Origin of the sequence: Thalassobellus sediminis, from assembly GCF_044386045.1 — a bacterium.
Lineage (GTDB): Bacteria > Bacteroidota > Bacteroidia > Flavobacteriales > Flavobacteriaceae > Thalassobellus > Thalassobellus sediminis.
Genome location: NZ_JBISCD010000040.1, coordinates 1,450,294 through 1,464,670 on the forward strand (window position 1 = coordinate 1,450,294; position 14,377 = coordinate 1,464,670).

The window sequence follows — 14,377 nt, forward strand, 5'->3', positions numbered from 1 at the left end:
AAAAGTTAATAAAACAATAAATAATGGTTAAAATTTGCTTTTCAGGTGTGAATTTTAAGGAAATAACAGAAAAACACTAAAAATCTGTAGTTATATTGATATGTATCTTAAAATTTGATAGTTTAAATTTTTGATTCTCTATTTTACCATTAGCATAATTAAATTTTAATAGCCCTGCTTTGGTTAAAACGCCAAATCCAAATCCATATCCAAATAGTTTTTCTTTTGTGTTTAGAATTTTATTTTCAAAATAGGCAACATCAGTAATAGAATTTATATAGATGCTGTTTGTTAATTGAAGCCTGTATTCTCCGTTAATAATACCAAATGATGATGCTAGTAAGCTGTTTTCTTCAAAGCCTCTAATGGAATTGATGCCACCAAATCTAAATAATTCATTTTCTAAGTAGGTGTTAGAAATTAGAATTGAACTATTTATTCTTATATAAATACTGTTTTTAAGGTTAAGATTGAAAGTCTTAAATGCATCAATACTAAATTGTGATTGTTTTTGAGATTCATTTGTTGCATTTCTTTTTCCAAAGTTAGCTTCAAAATAAAACTTAGAATTTATGGGGAATAAAAAATTATAGGATTGAGGTTTTAAAAACTCATATGCAAAAGTGTAATAAGATGTTTTGTAGTCTGCTATGTTATTAGATGTGGTTCCTTCTGTTAATAGGTTGTTAGATTCTAAGTTTGATAACCCAGTATATAGTTTGTGTTTAGAATTAATTTGATAGTGAAGTTTTGTCGATTGATTCACAGTTGTGAAAGAAGAATCTCTTTTAAAAATCTGTAATTGCAAATCAACACCAATAGGTGATTTAAATATATATGGAAGTGTTAAATTGGTGTTGAAAGTTTTTTGATCGTTTTCATCACTCTTGTATAGGAGTCTAAAACTTTCTCCAAAGTTTAAATTATTAGTAAGGTTTAAATTTAAGTAGCCATCAAATTCTAGATTGTTAGTTTCTTCATTAGTGCCAAATCCTAAAAAGCCATCAAAGGCATTACTTTTAGATTTTTCAAGGTATATATATAATGATGTGGAATCTTTAGAAAATAATACTTCAGGAGCTTTTATTTGGTTCGCAAATTTTAAATCATTTAAGCGTTCGGTTTTTCTTTTTATTGAATTTAAATTAAAAGGTTGGTTAGGTTTAATTTTTAAATAATGTTTTAAATAGGAGTGCGGAAATTTTTCGTATCCTTTAATAATGATATTACTAATACTTCTTTCCTTTGTTTTTGATTCAATAATAAGTTCGGCTTTTAGACTGTTGCTTTTTATAATTTCAATATTTGATAATTGTAATTTTGAAAAAGGAAGTCCTTGATTTGAAATTTTTGAATTAATAAAGTTTAAAACGCTTTCAGCTTTGTTGAAATTTATTATAAAATAATCATCAAAAATATTTTTCGAAATTGAATTTAAAATTTGAGGGTCTATTGAGTTTTTATTATAGTATATAAATAAGGAGTCAAATTTCTTTTTTAATTGGAATTGAGTAATGAATGTTGAGTCGTTTATTTTTTCTATTAGACTTCGTTTGTTTTCAATATAACCTATCTTATAAAGTTTTTTTTCAATAGAATCTACTTCAAGCTTAATCGAATTAAAATCTAAATGAGTTTTTTTGTAGTTTAAAGAATCGATTATCTCAGTTTCATAATCGGAATCCCCTCTAATTTTAAGTTTAAGATTTTGGGATGCCAACTTTATTGAAAAAAGTAAACATATAATAAGAGTAATGGAAAAGTTTTTTAACACGCTACAAACAACTTATTTAATTGTGTAAATCTAACGGAAAAACCACACTTATAATATGGAGATATGTATAAATTTTAAATTCTATTAAAATCACTTAGGGAAGGTTTGTTGTAAAAAAAAGCTGTTATAGTTTTAAAAAACTAGAAAATAAGGAGGTAAATAGCTTTGTAATTTTATTGATTACACAAGGTCTTAGGGAAATTTTTGACTATGTTATGAAAATTAATGAATTAGGGTTTGAAATATTCATTTTAATTTCTACCTTTGCAGCCCTCTTAGAAGAGGATTTTAAAATTTATATATAATATATATGCCAACAATTTCACAATTAGTACGAAAAGGAAGAGCCAAAATAACCAAGAAGAGTAAATCGGCTGCTTTAGATTCGTGTCCTCAAAGACGTGGTGTGTGTACTCGTGTTTACACGACGACTCCTAAAAAACCTAACTCAGCAATGCGTAAGGTAGCAAGGGTTCGTTTAACAAACGGAAACGAAGTAAATGCATACATCGGTGGAGAAGGTCACAATTTACAAGAGCACTCGATAGTATTGGTTAGAGGTGGAAGGGTAAAAGATTTACCAGGAGTTAGATATCACGTAGTTCGTGGAGCTTTAGACACCGCTGGTGTTTCAGGAAGAACCCAACGTAGATCTAAGTATGGTGCAAAACGCCCTAAGAAGTAATTAAAAAACTTTAAGAAGAAGACATGAGAAAAAGAGCAGCAAAAAAGAGACCGCTTTTACCAGATCCACGTTTTAACGATCAGTTAGTAACTCGTTTTGTTAACATGATGATGTGGGATGGGAAGAAATCGGTAGCTTTTAAAGTGTTTTACGATGCGATTGACATTGTAGAATCGAAAAAAACTGACGAAGAAAAAACAGCTTTAGAAATCTGGAAAGATGCCTTATCAAACGTTATGCCTCACGTAGAAGTGCGTAGTCGTAGAGTAGGTGGTGCAACATTTCAAATTCCAATGCAAATTCGTCCAGACAGAAAAGTTTCAACAGCTATGAAATGGTTAATTAGCTATTCAAGAAAAAGAAACGAAAAATCTATGGCATTACGTTTAGCTTCAGAAGTTTTAGCAGCAGCTAAAGAAGAAGGAGCAGCGGTTAAGAAAAGAGTTGATACTCACAAAATGGCAGAAGCAAATAAAGCATTCTCTCACTTTAGATTTTAATAAGAAATGGCAAGAAATTTAAAATTAACTAGAAATATAGGTATTGCTGCACATATTGATGCAGGAAAAACTACTACTACAGAGCGTATTCTTTATTATACAGGTGTATCTCATAAAATTGGAGAAGTGCATGATGGTGCTGCTACAATGGACTGGATGGAGCAAGAGCAAGAAAGAGGTATTACTATTACTTCTGCTGCTACAACTTGTGAGTGGAAATTCCCTATTGAAAATGGAGAGCCTACAGCTGATGCAAAAGATTATCACTTTAATATAATTGACACACCGGGTCACGTAGATTTTACTGTTGAAGTAAATCGTTCGTTACGTGTACTTGATGGTTTAGTGTTTTTATTTAGTGCAGTTGATGGTGTTGAGCCTCAGTCTGAAACTAACTGGAGACTAGCTGATAACTATAAAGTACCAAGAATTGGTTTCGTTAATAAAATGGACCGTCAAGGATCTGACTTTTTAGGTGTTTGTCAACAAGTAAAAGATATGTTAAAATCTAACGCGGTGCCAATCGTTTTAAATATTGGTGACGAAGATGATTTTAAAGGTATTATAGATTTAGTAAAAAACCGTGCTATTGTTTGGCACGATGAAACTCAAGGAGCAACTTTTGATGTTATTGAGATTCCAGAAGATTTAAAAGAAGAAGCTCATAAATATCGTGCATTACTTATTGAAGAAGTAGCAGGTTATGATGAGAATCTTTTAGAAAAATTCATGGAAGATGAAGATTCTATTACAGAAGAAGAAGTGCATGCTGCACTTAGAGCTGCTGTAATGGATATGGCTATCATTCCTATGATTTGTGGTTCTGCTTTTAAAAATAAAGGTGTACAATTCTTATTAGATGCTGTATGTCGTTATTTACCTTCTCCTGTTGATAAAGAAGGTATTGTAGGTACAGATCCAAATTCTGGAGAAGAAATTTTACGTAAACCAGATGTAAAGGAGCCGTTTGCTGCTTTAGCATTTAAAATTGCTACCGATCCTTTCGTAGGTCGTTTAGCTTTCTTTAGAGCGTATTCTGGTCGTTTAGATGCAGGTTCTTATGTATTAAATAACCGTTCAGGTAAAAAAGAACGTATTTCACGTATCTACCAAATGCACGCTAATAAGCAAAATGCAATTGATTATATAGAAGCTGGAGATATTGGAGCTGCTGTTGGATTTAAATCTATTAAAACAGGAGATACACTTTCAGCTGAAAAAAGTCCTATTGTTTTAGAATCTATGGACTTCCCAGATCCTGTAATTGGTATCGCGGTTGAGCCTAAAACTAAAGCAGATGTTGATAAATTAGGAATGGGCTTAGCTAAATTAGCTGAAGAAGACCCTACCTTTACAGTACGTTCAGATGAGGCTTCAGGTCAAACAATTATTTCAGGAATGGGTGAGCTTCACTTAGATGTAATTGTTGATCGTCTTAAACGTGAGTTTAAAGTTGAAGTAAATCAAGGACAACCACAAGTTGAATATAAAGAAGCTATTACACAATCGGCTGATCATAGAGAGGTTTATAAAAAACAATCTGGTGGTCGTGGTAAGTTTGCTGATATTGTATTTACAGTTGAACCAGCAGAAGAAGGTCAAGTAGGTCTTCAGTTCGAATCTATAATTAAAGGTGGTAACGTTCCTAAAGAATTTATCCCTTCAATTGAAAAAGGATTTAAACAAGCGATGGTAAACGGACCTTTAGCAGGTTACGAAATCGATGCTATGAAAGTTACTTTAAAAGATGGTTCTTACCACGATGTGGATTCAGATCAACTATCTTTCGAATTAGCTGCTAAGTTAGGATTTAAAGCTTGTGCTAAAGCTGCTAAAGCTGTAATAATGGAACCTATTATGAAACTTGAGGTAATTACTCCTGAAGAAAACATGGGTGATATTGTTGGAGATTTAAATAGAAGAAGAGGTCAAGTAAGTGATATGGGTGATAGAGCTGGTGCAAAAACTGTAAAAGCTACTGTGCCATTATCAGAAATGTTTGGATATGTAACAACATTAAGAACATTATCTTCTGGTCGTGCAACATCAACAATGGAATTTTCACACTATGCTGAAACTCCTTCAAATATATCTGAAGAAGTTATTAAAGCAGCAAAAGGAGAACAATCTTAAAAGTTAAGAAAATGAGTCAAAAAATCAGAATAAAATTAAAGTCTTACGATCATAACTTAGTAGATAAGTCTGCTGATAAGATTGTAAAAACAGTAAAAAGTACAGGTGCTGTTGTAACTGGACCAATTCCATTACCAACACACAAGAAAATTTTCACTGTATTACGTTCTCCACACGTAAACAAGAAATCAAGAGAACAATTTCAATTATCTTCTTATAAAAGATTGTTAGATATTTACTCTTCGTCATCAAAAACAATTGATGCGTTAATGAAGCTTGAATTACCAAGTGGTGTTGAAGTAGAGATAAAAGTTTAGTTTTAAACTTACATGTCCTGAGCTGCGAGCGAGGGAAAAACGGTAAAAATACAATTCAAGGCTGAAACGTATTTTCAGCCTTGAATTTTAATAACAAATAGTAATAAATTAAATAAATAATTATGTCTGGGTTAATTGGAAAGAAAATCGGTATGACCAGCATCTTTGATGAAAACGGGAAGAATATTCCTTGTACAGTAATCGAAGCTGGACCATGTATCGTTACCCAAGTCAGAACTGAAGAAGTAGATGGTTATAAAGCTATCCAACTTGGTTTCGATGACGCGACAGAAAAAAGCGCTACTAAAGCAGACTTAGGTCATGCTAAAAAGGCGGGTACTTCTGTAAAACGCAAAGTTGTTGAATTCAAAGGTTTTGATGAGGAGTACAAATTAGGAGATGCAATCACTGTTGAACATTTCACTGAAGGTGAATTTGTTGATGTAGCAGGAACATCTAAAGGTAAAGGATTTCAAGGTGTTGTAAAACGTCATGGTTTCGGTGGTGTAGGTCAAGCTACTCACGGTCAACATAACCGTTTAAGAGCGCCAGGATCTATTGGAGCTGCATCTTACCCTGCAAGAGTTTTCAAAGGAATGAAAATGGCAGGAAGAATGGGTGGAGACACAGTTAAAGTTCAAAATTTAAGAGTTTTAAAAGTAGTTTCTGAAAAGAATTTACTTGTGGTTAAAGGTTGTGTACCTGGTCACAAAAACGCTTATGTAATTATTAGAAAATAATGAAGATAGCAGTTTTAGATATAAACGGAAAAGACACAGGTAGAAAGGCAGACCTTTCTAAGGATGTGTTTGCTATTGAGCCTAATGATCATGCAGTATATTTGGATGTTAAACAATATTTAGCAAACCAACGTCAAGGAACTCACAAATCGAAAGAAAGAGCTGAGATTTCTGGAAGTACGCGTAAGATTAAAAAGCAAAAAGGAACTGGTACAGCGAGAGCAGGTAGTATTAAGTCTGGTGTATTTAAAGGTGGTGGTCGTATGTTCGGTCCAAGACCTAGAAATTACAGTTTCAAACTTAATAAAAACTTGAAACGTTTGGCACGTAAATCTGCCTTAAGTATCAAAGCAGGAGAGAAGTCAATTACTGTTTTAGAAGACTTTAGTTTTGACACAGCAAAGACTAAAAACTTTACAGCTGTTTTAAAAGCTTTAGACTTAGAAAACAAAAAAACGCTCTTTGTGTTGGGTGGGTCGAATAATAATGTATATTTGTCATCGCGCAATTTAAAAGGCTCTGAAGTTGTAACTTCTTCAGAAATAAGTACTTATAAAATCTTGAATGCAAATCAAGTAGTGCTTTTAGAAGGAGCTTTAGAAGGAATTGTAACAAATTTAAGTAAATAGAAACAATGAGTATCTTAATTAAACCTATAATCACAGAAAAAGCGACAGCAGATAGCGAGTTAAATAACTGCTATACTTTCGCGGTGAATACAAAGGCGAACAAGGTAGAAATCAAAAAAGCAGTGGAAGCTGTTTATGGTGTTTCTGTTGAAAAAGTTCGTACTATAAATGTCCGTCCAGATAGAAGAACTCGTCATACAAAGACAGGTATTCAACATGGTAAAACAAATGCTGTTAAAAAAGCAATTGTACAACTGGCGGAAGGTGAAATGATTGATTTATACAGTAACATGTAATTAAAGACAGATGTCAGTAAGAAAATTAAAACCAATCACACCAGGACAGCGTTTTAGAGTAGTAAATGGCTATGATGCCATAACTACTGATAAGCCGGAAAAGAGTTTACTCGTTCCGAATAAAAGGTCTGGTGGTAGAAACAGTCAAGGAAAAATGACCATGCGCTATATAGGTGGTGGTCATAAAAGAAAGTATCGTATTATCGATTTTAAACGTAACAAAACTGGAATCCCAGCTGAAGTTAAGTCTATCGAGTACGATCCAAATAGAACAGCTTTTATTGCTCTATTGAACTATCAAGATGGCGAGAAAAGATATATTATTGCTCAAAACGGTTTACAAGTAGGGCAAAATATAGTGTCAGGTGAAGAAGGTATTGCTCCAGAAATTGGAAACTCAATGCCATTAAGTCAAATTCCATTAGGAACTATTATTTCTTGCATAGAGTTACGTCCAGGTCAAGGAGCTGTTATGGCTCGTAGTGCTGGTGCTTTTGCTCAGTTAATGGCAAGAGATGGTAAGTTTGCTACTGTTAAATTACCATCAGGAGAAACAAGATTAATTCTTGCTAACTGTATGGCTACAATAGGTGTTGTATCTAATTCAGATCACCAATTATTAGTAGGTGGTAAAGCAGGTAGAACAAGATGGTTAGGAAGAAGACCTCGTACTAGACCAGTAGTTATGAATCCAGTTGATCATCCAATGGGTGGTGGTGAAGGTAAATCTGCAGGTGGACATCCTCGTTCTAGAAACGGTATACCAGCTAAAGGTTATAGAACCCGTTCTAAGACTAAAGCAAGTAATAAATATATTGTAGAACGTAGAAAGAAATAAGACATGGCAAGATCACTAAAAAAAGGACCTTACGTTCATTATAAATTAGAAAAGAAAGTAGCTGTTAATGTTGAATCTAACAAAAAAACAGTAATTAAAACTTGGTCAAGAGCAAGTATGATTACTCCAGATTTTGTAGGACAAACAATTGCAGTTCACAATGGCCGTCAATTTGTACCAGTATATGTTACAGAAAATATGGTAGGTCATAAATTAGGAGAATTTTCACCAACACGTTCATTCCGTGGACATGCAGGTGCTAAAAATAAAGGTAAAAAGTAGTAAGCTATGGGAAGTCGTAAAAAACAAATGGCAGACGCTATTAAGGAAGCTAAAAAGCAAGTTGCTTTTGCTAAACTTAATAATTGTCCTACATCACCAAGAAAAATGCGTTTAGTAGCCGATTTAGTAAGAGGCGAAAAAGTAGAACATGCACTTAATATATTAAAATTCAACCAAAAAGAAGCATCTGGTCGTTTAGAAAAATTGTTATTGTCTGCAATTGCAAACTGGCAAGCTAAAAACGAAGAAGCTAATATTGAAGAGGCTGAATTGATCGTTAAAGAGATAAAAGTTGATAGCGGATCTATGTTAAAAAGATTACGTCCAGCTCCTCAAGGTCGTGCACACAGAATTAGAAAACGTTCAAACCACGTAACAATCGTAGTTGGAGCAAACAATAACACACAAAGCTAAGATAGATATGGGACAAAAAACAAATCCAATCGGGAATCGCTTAGGTATTATCAGAGGATGGGAATCTAACTGGTACGGAGGTAATGATTATGGAGATAAGCTTGCCGAAGACGATAAAATTAGAAAATACGTTCACGCACGTTTATCTAAAGCTAGTGTTAGTAGAGTAATTATCGAAAGAACTCTTAAACTTGTAACCGTTACTATCACAACGGCTCGTCCAGGTATCATTATTGGTAAAGGCGGTCAAGAGGTAGACAAGTTAAAAGAAGAACTTAAGAAAATTACTGGTAAGGAAGTTCAGATTAACATCTTTGAAATTAAAAGACCTGAACTTGATGCATTTTTAGTAGGATCAAGCATCGCTCGTCAAATTGAAAATAGAATTTCATACAGACGTGCAATTAAGATGGCTATTGCTGCTACAATGCGTATGAACGCTGAAGGAATTAAAATCCAAATTAGTGGTCGTTTAAATGGTGCTGAAATGGCACGTTCTGAACACTACAAAGAAGGACGTATTCCTTTATCAACCTTCAGAGCCGATATTGATTACGCTTTAGTTGAGGCACACACTACTTATGGTAGATTAGGTGTTAAAGTATGGATCATGAAAGGTGAAGTATATGGTAAAAGAGAACTTTCTCCGCTTGTTGGAATGTCCAAAAAGCAAGGAAAAGGTGGAGCCGGAGGACGTGGTGGAAATAAATCTAACCCTCGTCGTAGAAAGTAATTTTTTATAAAGTAAAGAAAAATGTTACAGCCTAAAAGAACAAAATTTCGTAAACAGCAAAAAGGACGTATGAAAGGTCTTTCTCAAAGAGGAAGCCAATTATCAAACGGAACTTTTGGAATAAAAGTGTTAGATGCAACCTTTTTGACATCACGTCAAATTGAAGCAGCTCGTATTGCCGCTACACGTTACATGAAAAGAGAAGGGCAACTTTGGATAAAAGTATTTCCAGACAAGCCAATTACAAAAAAGCCTCTTGAAGTACGTATGGGTAAAGGTAAAGGATCGGTTGAATACTGGGTAGCAGTATGTAAACCAGGAAGAGTTATTTTTGAAATCGGAGGTGTACCTCTTGATGTAGCTAAAGAAGCATTACGCTTAGCAGCTCAAAAATTACCAGTAAAAACTAAGTTCTTAATCGCTAGAGATTACGAAGCATAATTTATTTGATATTATGAAACAATCAGAAATTAAAGAATTATCTGTAGCTGAGTTACAAGAGAAACTTGGTGAAACAAAAAAGAGTTATTCAGACCTAAAATTGGCTCATGCAATATCTCCTTTAGAAAATCCAATTCAATTACGTTCAGTAAGAAGAACAGTAGCTAGAATTGCGACAGAATTAACTAAAAGAGAATTACAATAATTCTGCTGAAAGATGGAAACAAGAAATTTAAGAAAAGAACGTATAGGAGTTGTTACTAGTAACAAAATGCAAAAATCAATAGTTGTTGCAGAGGTTAAAAAAGTAAAACACCCTATGTATGGTAAGTTCGTGTTAAAAACAAAGAAATATGTTGCACACGACGAAACGAACGATTGTAACATTGGTGATACAGTAAAGATCATGGAAACAAGACCTTTAAGTAAATCTAAATGTTGGAGATTAGTAGAAATCCTAGAAAGAGCTAAATAATTATGTTACAACAAGAATCAAGAATAAAAGTAGCAGACAACACCGGAGCTAAAGAAGTTTTAGTTATCCGTGTTTTAGGAGGAACTAAAAGAAGATACGCTTCTGTTGGAGATAAGATAGTTGTTTCTGTTAAAGATGCAACTCCTAATGGAAACATTAAGAAAAAAGCAGTTTCTACAGCAGTTGTTGTACGTACTAAGAAAGAAGTAAGAAGACCAGACGGATCTTATATAAGATTTGATGATAATGCTTGTGTTTTATTAAACCCAACGGGTGAAATGAGAGGAACACGTGTTTTTGGTCCTGTTGCTAGAGAGCTTCGTGATAAACAATTCATGAAAATCGTATCATTAGCACCTGAGGTGCTTTAATACAGAATATTAAGATGGGAAAGCTTAAAATAAAAACTGGAGATACTGTAAAAGTAATTGCTGGAGATCATAAAGGATCTGAAGGTACTGTACAAAAAGTATTGATAGAAAAGAACAAGGCGATAGTTGAGGGTGTAAACATGGTTAAGAAACATACTAAACCAAGTGCACAAAATCCTCAAGGAGGAATCGTAGAGAAAGAAGCTGCTATTCATATTTCTAATTTATCTTTGTTAACTTCAAAAGGAGAAACAACTAGAGTTGGTTATAGAGTAGAAGGCGATAAAAAAGTAAGATTTTCAACAAAATCTAATGAAGTAATATAGTTATGGCATATTCACCTAGACTTAAAGAAGAGTATAAAAGCAAAGTAATTGCAGCTCTTACAGACGAATTTGGATATAAAAATGTAATGCAAGTTCCTAAACTTACTAAGATAGTAATATCTAAAGGTGTTGGAGCTGCCGTTGCAGACAAAAAGTTAATTGACTACGCTGTAGAAGAATTAACTACAATATCTGGACAAAAAGCGATTTCTACATTATCTAAAAAGGATGTTGCAACTTTCAAATTACGTAAAGGAATGCCAATCGGCGCAAAAGTTACTTTACGTGGAGAAAGAATGTATGAGTTTTTAGATCGTTTAGTTACTTCTGCACTTCCACGTGTAAGAGATTTTAACGGAATAAAAGCTACAGGATTTGATGGTCGTGGTAACTACAATTTAGGAGTTACTGAACAAATTATATTCCCAGAGATTAATATTGATAAAGTTAATAAAATCTCAGGAATGGATATTACATTTGTAACAACCGCAGATACTGATAAAGAAGCAAAATCATTATTAACCGAATTAGGATTACCTTTTCAAAAGAACTAAGTTATGGCTAAAGAATCAATGAAAGCCCGTGAGGTAAAAAGAGCTAAAACAGTAGCAAAGTATGCCGAAAAACGTAAAGCTTTAAAAGAAGCTGGAGATTATGAAGCATTACAAAAGTTACCAAAAAACGCTTCTCCAATTCGCATGCATAATAGATGTAAATTAACTGGAAGACCTAAAGGATATATGAGAACTTTTGGTATATCTCGTGTAACTTTCAGAGAAATGGCTAACCAAGGTTTAATACCAGGTGTTAGAAAAGCAAGTTGGTAATAAAAAAGATTATAAATTGGTTTTAGGTTCAAGAAAAAGAGTTTTTTGAAAACCACTACCGCAAATTAATAAATATGTATACAGATCCAATCGCGGATTATCTTACGAGAATTAGAAATGCAGTGCGTGCTAACCACAGAGTGGTTGAGATACCTGCATCTAATTTGAAAAAAGACATTACTAAAATATTATTCGAACAAGGATATATTTTAAGTTACAAGTTTGATGATTCAACAGTACAAGGAACAATTAAAATTGCTCTTAAGTACAACAAAGAAACAAAAGAACCAGTAATTAAAAAACTTCAAAGAATTAGTACTCCAGGTTTACGTAAGTATGCTGGTGCTAATGAATTACCTAGAATTCTTAATGGTCTTGGTATTGCTATTGTCTCTACTTCTCACGGAGTAATGACAGGTAAACAAGCTAAAAGAGATAATGTAGGTGGAGAAATTTTATGTTACGTTCACTAATTTAAAGCCAGGAAGAAATGTCAAGAATAGGAAATAATCCAGTAGCCATTCCAGAAGGTGTAACAGTAGACGTTAAAGATAACGTTGTTACTGTAAAAGGAAAATTAGGAGAGTTAACACAAAATTACGATTCTATTGAAATAAAAGTTGAAGATGGTAGCGTTTGGGTTACTCGTTCTTCTGATTCTAAAGATCAAAAAGCTAAACATGGTTTATATAGATCTTTAATGCATAATATGATTGAAGGTGTATCTAAAGGATGGACTAAAGAATTAGAATTGGTTGGTGTAGGTTATAGAGCCTCAAACCAAGGTCAAAAATTAGATTTAGCCTTAGGATTTTCTCATAATATTATTTTAAATGTAGCTCCAGAAGTAAAAGTGGAGACTATTTCAGAAAAAGGGAAGAATCCAATAGTGAAATTAACATCATTTGATAAACAACTTGTTGGTCAAGTTGCTGCAAAAATTCGTGGTTTTAGAAGACCAGAACCTTACAAAGGAAAAGGTGTTAAGTTTGTTGGTGAAGAAATAAGAAGAAAAGCAGGTAAATCAGCTTAAAAAATTAGTTATGGCATTAACAAAGAATCAAAGAAGATTAAGAATAAAAAACAGAATCCGTAAGGTTGTTTCTGGTACAGAAGCAAGACCTAGATTAGCTGTTTATAGAAGTAATAAAGAAATTTATGCTCAAATAATTGATGATGTATCTGGTAAAACTATCAGTGCTGCATCTTCAAGAGATAAAGATATTAGTTCTGCTAAAGCAAATAAATCAGAAGTAGCTACTCTAGTAGGGAAAGCTGTTGCTGAAAAAGCTTTAAAGGCAGGTATTGAAACTATCGCTTTTGATAGAGGAGGATATTTATATCACGGAAGAGTAAAATCATTAGCTGAAGGAGCCAGAGAGGCAGGACTTAAATTCTAAGAAATTATGTTTCAAAAATATAAAAGTGCAGAGTTAGTAAAACCAGGTGGATTAGATCTTAAAGATCGTTTAGTTGGTGTACAAAGAGTTACTAAGGTAACTAAAGGTGGTAGAGCATTTGGTTTTTCAGCAATCGTTGTGGTTGGTGATGAAGCTGGTGTTGTAGGACAAGGTTTAGGTAAATCTAAAGACGTTGCTAGTGCAATTGCAAAAGCTGTTGAAGATGCTAAGAAAAACCTTGTTAGAATTCCTATTATTAAAGGAACGTTACCACACGAACAGAAAGGTAAATACGGTGGTGCAAGAGTAAATATTATTCCTGCAGCTCCTGGTACAGGAGTTATTGCTGGTGGTGCTGTAAGAACAGTACTTGAAGCAGTTGGAGTACACGATGTATTATCTAAGTCGCAAGGGTCTTCAAATCCTCATAATGTTGTAAAAGCTACTTTTGATGCTTTATTACAATTAAGAGATGCGAATGCTATTGCTAAAGATAGAGGTATTTCACTTGAACAAGTTTTTAACGCTTAATAAAGACAGAGATGGCAAAAATTAAAGTAACAAAAGTTAAAAGCGCAATCAATCGCCCACTAAGACAAAAAAGAACTTTAGAAGCTCTTGGTCTTAAAAAGATTGGTCAAGTAAAAGAGCATGAAGCTACACCAAATATACTTGGTATGGTTGCTAAAGTTTCACATTTAGTTTCTGTTGAAGAAACAAAATAATATAACTGAAAAATGGATTTAAGTAATTTAAAACCTGCAGAAGGTTCAGTAAAAAATCAAGGAAAAAGAATAGGTAGAGGTCAAGGCTCTGGTAAAGGTGGTACTGCAACTCGTGGTCACAAAGGTGCTAAGTCTCGTTCTGGTTATTCTAAGAAATTAGGATTTGAAGGTGGTCAAATGCCTCTTCAAAGACGTGTTCCTAAATTTGGTTTTACTAATATTAACCGCGTTGAATATCAAGGTATCAATTTAGATACTTTACAACAATTGGTTGACGATAAGAAAATTAAAGATACAGTAGATTTTGATTTATTATTCGCAAACCGTTTAGCTGGAAAAAATGATCTAGTTAAAATATTAGGTAGAGGAGAATTAAAAGCAAAATTAAAAGTATCTGCTCATAAGTTTACTGCTTCAGCAAAAGCTGCTATTGAAGCTGCAGGAGGAGAAGTTGTAACTTTATAAGACTTA

25 protein-coding genes are annotated in these 14,377 nt (G+C 33.4%); 24 read left to right on the forward strand and 1 reads right to left on the reverse strand.

Going from position 1 to position 14,377, the window contains the following annotated elements; translation table 11 throughout:
• Positions 1 to 76 precede the first annotated feature (76 nt).
• The gene (locus tag ACH5TW_RS12870) at positions 77 to 1,720 is read right to left on the reverse strand and encodes a POTRA domain-containing protein (RefSeq protein WP_439336916.1); all 1,644 of its coding nucleotides are present in this window, start codon (positions 1,718 to 1,720) and stop codon (positions 77 to 79) included.
• Between the two features lie 364 nt (positions 1,721 to 2,084).
• On the opposite strand from ACH5TW_RS12870, the gene rpsL reads away from it, so the two are divergent.
• The 24 genes from rpsL (at position 2,085) to rplO (ending at position 14,371) form a co-directional block, all read left to right on the forward strand.
• The gene (gene rpsL / locus ACH5TW_RS12875) at positions 2,085 to 2,459 is read left to right on the forward strand and encodes a 30S ribosomal protein S12 (protein WP_114299995.1); all 375 of its coding nucleotides are present in this window, start codon (positions 2,085 to 2,087) and stop codon (positions 2,457 to 2,459) included.
• A 23-nt stretch (positions 2,460 to 2,482) separates the two neighbouring features.
• On the forward strand, positions 2,483 to 2,959 hold the full coding sequence (rpsG, locus tag ACH5TW_RS12880; RefSeq protein WP_439336917.1) for a 30S ribosomal protein S7: 477 nt from the start codon (positions 2,483 to 2,485) through the stop codon (positions 2,957 to 2,959).
• Between the two features lie 6 nt (positions 2,960 to 2,965).
• Entirely contained in the window at positions 2,966 to 5,092 is a 2,127-nt protein-coding gene (fusA, locus tag ACH5TW_RS12885) for an elongation factor G (protein ID WP_439336918.1), read from the forward strand.
• Between the two features lie 11 nt (positions 5,093 to 5,103).
• On the forward strand, positions 5,104 to 5,409 hold the full coding sequence (gene rpsJ, locus ACH5TW_RS12890) for a 30S ribosomal protein S10 (RefSeq protein WP_007650482.1): 306 nt from the start codon (positions 5,104 to 5,106) through the stop codon (positions 5,407 to 5,409).
• A gap of 122 nt (positions 5,410 to 5,531) precedes the next feature.
• Positions 5,532 to 6,149, forward strand: coding sequence for a 50S ribosomal protein L3 (gene rplC / locus ACH5TW_RS12895; RefSeq protein WP_439336919.1), 618 nt, complete (start codon positions 5,532 to 5,534; stop codon positions 6,147 to 6,149).
• Complete coding sequence (gene rplD, locus ACH5TW_RS12900; RefSeq protein ID WP_439336920.1) at positions 6,149 to 6,778, forward strand: 50S ribosomal protein L4; 630 nt, start codon at positions 6,149 to 6,151, stop codon at positions 6,776 to 6,778. Before rplC ends, rplD begins: the two co-directional genes overlap by 1 nt.
• Positions 6,779 to 6,783: 5 nt before the next feature.
• A complete protein-coding gene (rplW, locus tag ACH5TW_RS12905; RefSeq protein ID WP_439336921.1) occupies positions 6,784 to 7,074 on the forward strand; it encodes a 50S ribosomal protein L23 in 291 nt (96 codons plus the stop codon).
• 10 nt (positions 7,075 to 7,084) lie between these two features.
• A complete protein-coding gene (gene rplB / locus ACH5TW_RS12910; protein WP_439336922.1) occupies positions 7,085 to 7,912 on the forward strand; it encodes a 50S ribosomal protein L2 in 828 nt (275 codons plus the stop codon).
• A 3-nt stretch (positions 7,913 to 7,915) separates the two neighbouring features.
• Positions 7,916 to 8,194 carry a 30S ribosomal protein S19 gene (gene rpsS / locus ACH5TW_RS12915; RefSeq protein WP_042499126.1) on the forward strand — a complete coding sequence of 93 codons (279 nt, stop codon included), beginning with the start codon at positions 7,916 to 7,918 and terminating at the stop codon, positions 8,192 to 8,194.
• Positions 8,195 to 8,200: 6 nt separating this feature from the next.
• Positions 8,201 to 8,608: a 50S ribosomal protein L22 gene (gene rplV, locus ACH5TW_RS12920; RefSeq protein WP_439336923.1), complete on the forward strand. Its 408-nt coding sequence runs from the start codon at positions 8,201 to 8,203 to the stop codon at positions 8,606 to 8,608.
• Positions 8,609 to 8,615: 7 nt separating this feature from the next.
• Positions 8,616 to 9,341, forward strand: coding sequence for a 30S ribosomal protein S3 (gene rpsC / locus ACH5TW_RS12925; protein ID WP_439337516.1), 726 nt, complete (start codon positions 8,616 to 8,618; stop codon positions 9,339 to 9,341).
• Between the two features lie 21 nt (positions 9,342 to 9,362).
• Positions 9,363 to 9,782, forward strand: coding sequence for a 50S ribosomal protein L16 (gene rplP, locus ACH5TW_RS12930; RefSeq protein WP_439336924.1), 420 nt, complete (start codon positions 9,363 to 9,365; stop codon positions 9,780 to 9,782).
• Between the two features lie 13 nt (positions 9,783 to 9,795).
• On the forward strand, positions 9,796 to 9,987 hold the full coding sequence (rpmC, locus tag ACH5TW_RS12935; RefSeq protein ID WP_298532135.1) for a 50S ribosomal protein L29: 192 nt from the start codon (positions 9,796 to 9,798) through the stop codon (positions 9,985 to 9,987).
• A 12-nt stretch (positions 9,988 to 9,999) separates the two neighbouring features.
• Positions 10,000 to 10,257 (forward strand): 30S ribosomal protein S17, encoded by a 258-nt coding sequence (gene rpsQ, locus ACH5TW_RS12940; protein WP_019386276.1) that lies wholly within the window; start codon positions 10,000 to 10,002, stop codon positions 10,255 to 10,257.
• Positions 10,258 to 10,259: 2 nt separating this feature from the next.
• Positions 10,260 to 10,628 (forward strand): 50S ribosomal protein L14, encoded by a 369-nt coding sequence (rplN, locus tag ACH5TW_RS12945; protein WP_069831953.1) that lies wholly within the window; start codon positions 10,260 to 10,262, stop codon positions 10,626 to 10,628.
• Between the two features lie 14 nt (positions 10,629 to 10,642).
• Positions 10,643 to 10,954: a 50S ribosomal protein L24 gene (gene rplX, locus ACH5TW_RS12950; protein ID WP_439336925.1), complete on the forward strand. Its 312-nt coding sequence runs from the start codon at positions 10,643 to 10,645 to the stop codon at positions 10,952 to 10,954.
• Positions 10,955 to 10,956: 2 nt separating this feature from the next.
• Positions 10,957 to 11,508 carry a 50S ribosomal protein L5 gene (gene rplE, locus ACH5TW_RS12955; RefSeq protein WP_439336926.1) on the forward strand — a complete coding sequence of 184 codons (552 nt, stop codon included), beginning with the start codon at positions 10,957 to 10,959 and terminating at the stop codon, positions 11,506 to 11,508.
• 3 nt (positions 11,509 to 11,511) lie between these two features.
• Positions 11,512 to 11,781 carry a 30S ribosomal protein S14 gene (gene rpsN / locus ACH5TW_RS12960; protein WP_298239217.1) on the forward strand — a complete coding sequence of 90 codons (270 nt, stop codon included), beginning with the start codon at positions 11,512 to 11,514 and terminating at the stop codon, positions 11,779 to 11,781.
• Between the two features lie 74 nt (positions 11,782 to 11,855).
• Complete coding sequence (rpsH, locus tag ACH5TW_RS12965) at positions 11,856 to 12,254, forward strand: 30S ribosomal protein S8 (protein WP_439336927.1); 399 nt, start codon at positions 11,856 to 11,858, stop codon at positions 12,252 to 12,254.
• A gap of 17 nt (positions 12,255 to 12,271) precedes the next feature.
• Positions 12,272 to 12,814 carry a 50S ribosomal protein L6 gene (gene rplF, locus ACH5TW_RS12970; RefSeq protein WP_439336928.1) on the forward strand — a complete coding sequence of 181 codons (543 nt, stop codon included), beginning with the start codon at positions 12,272 to 12,274 and terminating at the stop codon, positions 12,812 to 12,814.
• Positions 12,815 to 12,824: 10 nt separating this feature from the next.
• Positions 12,825 to 13,181 (forward strand): 50S ribosomal protein L18, encoded by a 357-nt coding sequence (gene rplR, locus ACH5TW_RS12975; RefSeq protein ID WP_439336929.1) that lies wholly within the window; start codon positions 12,825 to 12,827, stop codon positions 13,179 to 13,181.
• Between the two features lie 6 nt (positions 13,182 to 13,187).
• Positions 13,188 to 13,712 (forward strand): 30S ribosomal protein S5, encoded by a 525-nt coding sequence (rpsE, locus tag ACH5TW_RS12980; RefSeq protein WP_439336930.1) that lies wholly within the window; start codon positions 13,188 to 13,190, stop codon positions 13,710 to 13,712.
• 11 nt (positions 13,713 to 13,723) lie between these two features.
• Positions 13,724 to 13,906 (forward strand): 50S ribosomal protein L30, encoded by a 183-nt coding sequence (rpmD, locus tag ACH5TW_RS12985; protein ID WP_439336931.1) that lies wholly within the window; start codon positions 13,724 to 13,726, stop codon positions 13,904 to 13,906.
• Between the two features lie 12 nt (positions 13,907 to 13,918).
• Positions 13,919 to 14,371 carry a 50S ribosomal protein L15 gene (gene rplO / locus ACH5TW_RS12990; protein WP_439336932.1) on the forward strand — a complete coding sequence of 151 codons (453 nt, stop codon included), beginning with the start codon at positions 13,919 to 13,921 and terminating at the stop codon, positions 14,369 to 14,371.
• Positions 14,372 to 14,377 lie beyond the last annotated feature (6 nt).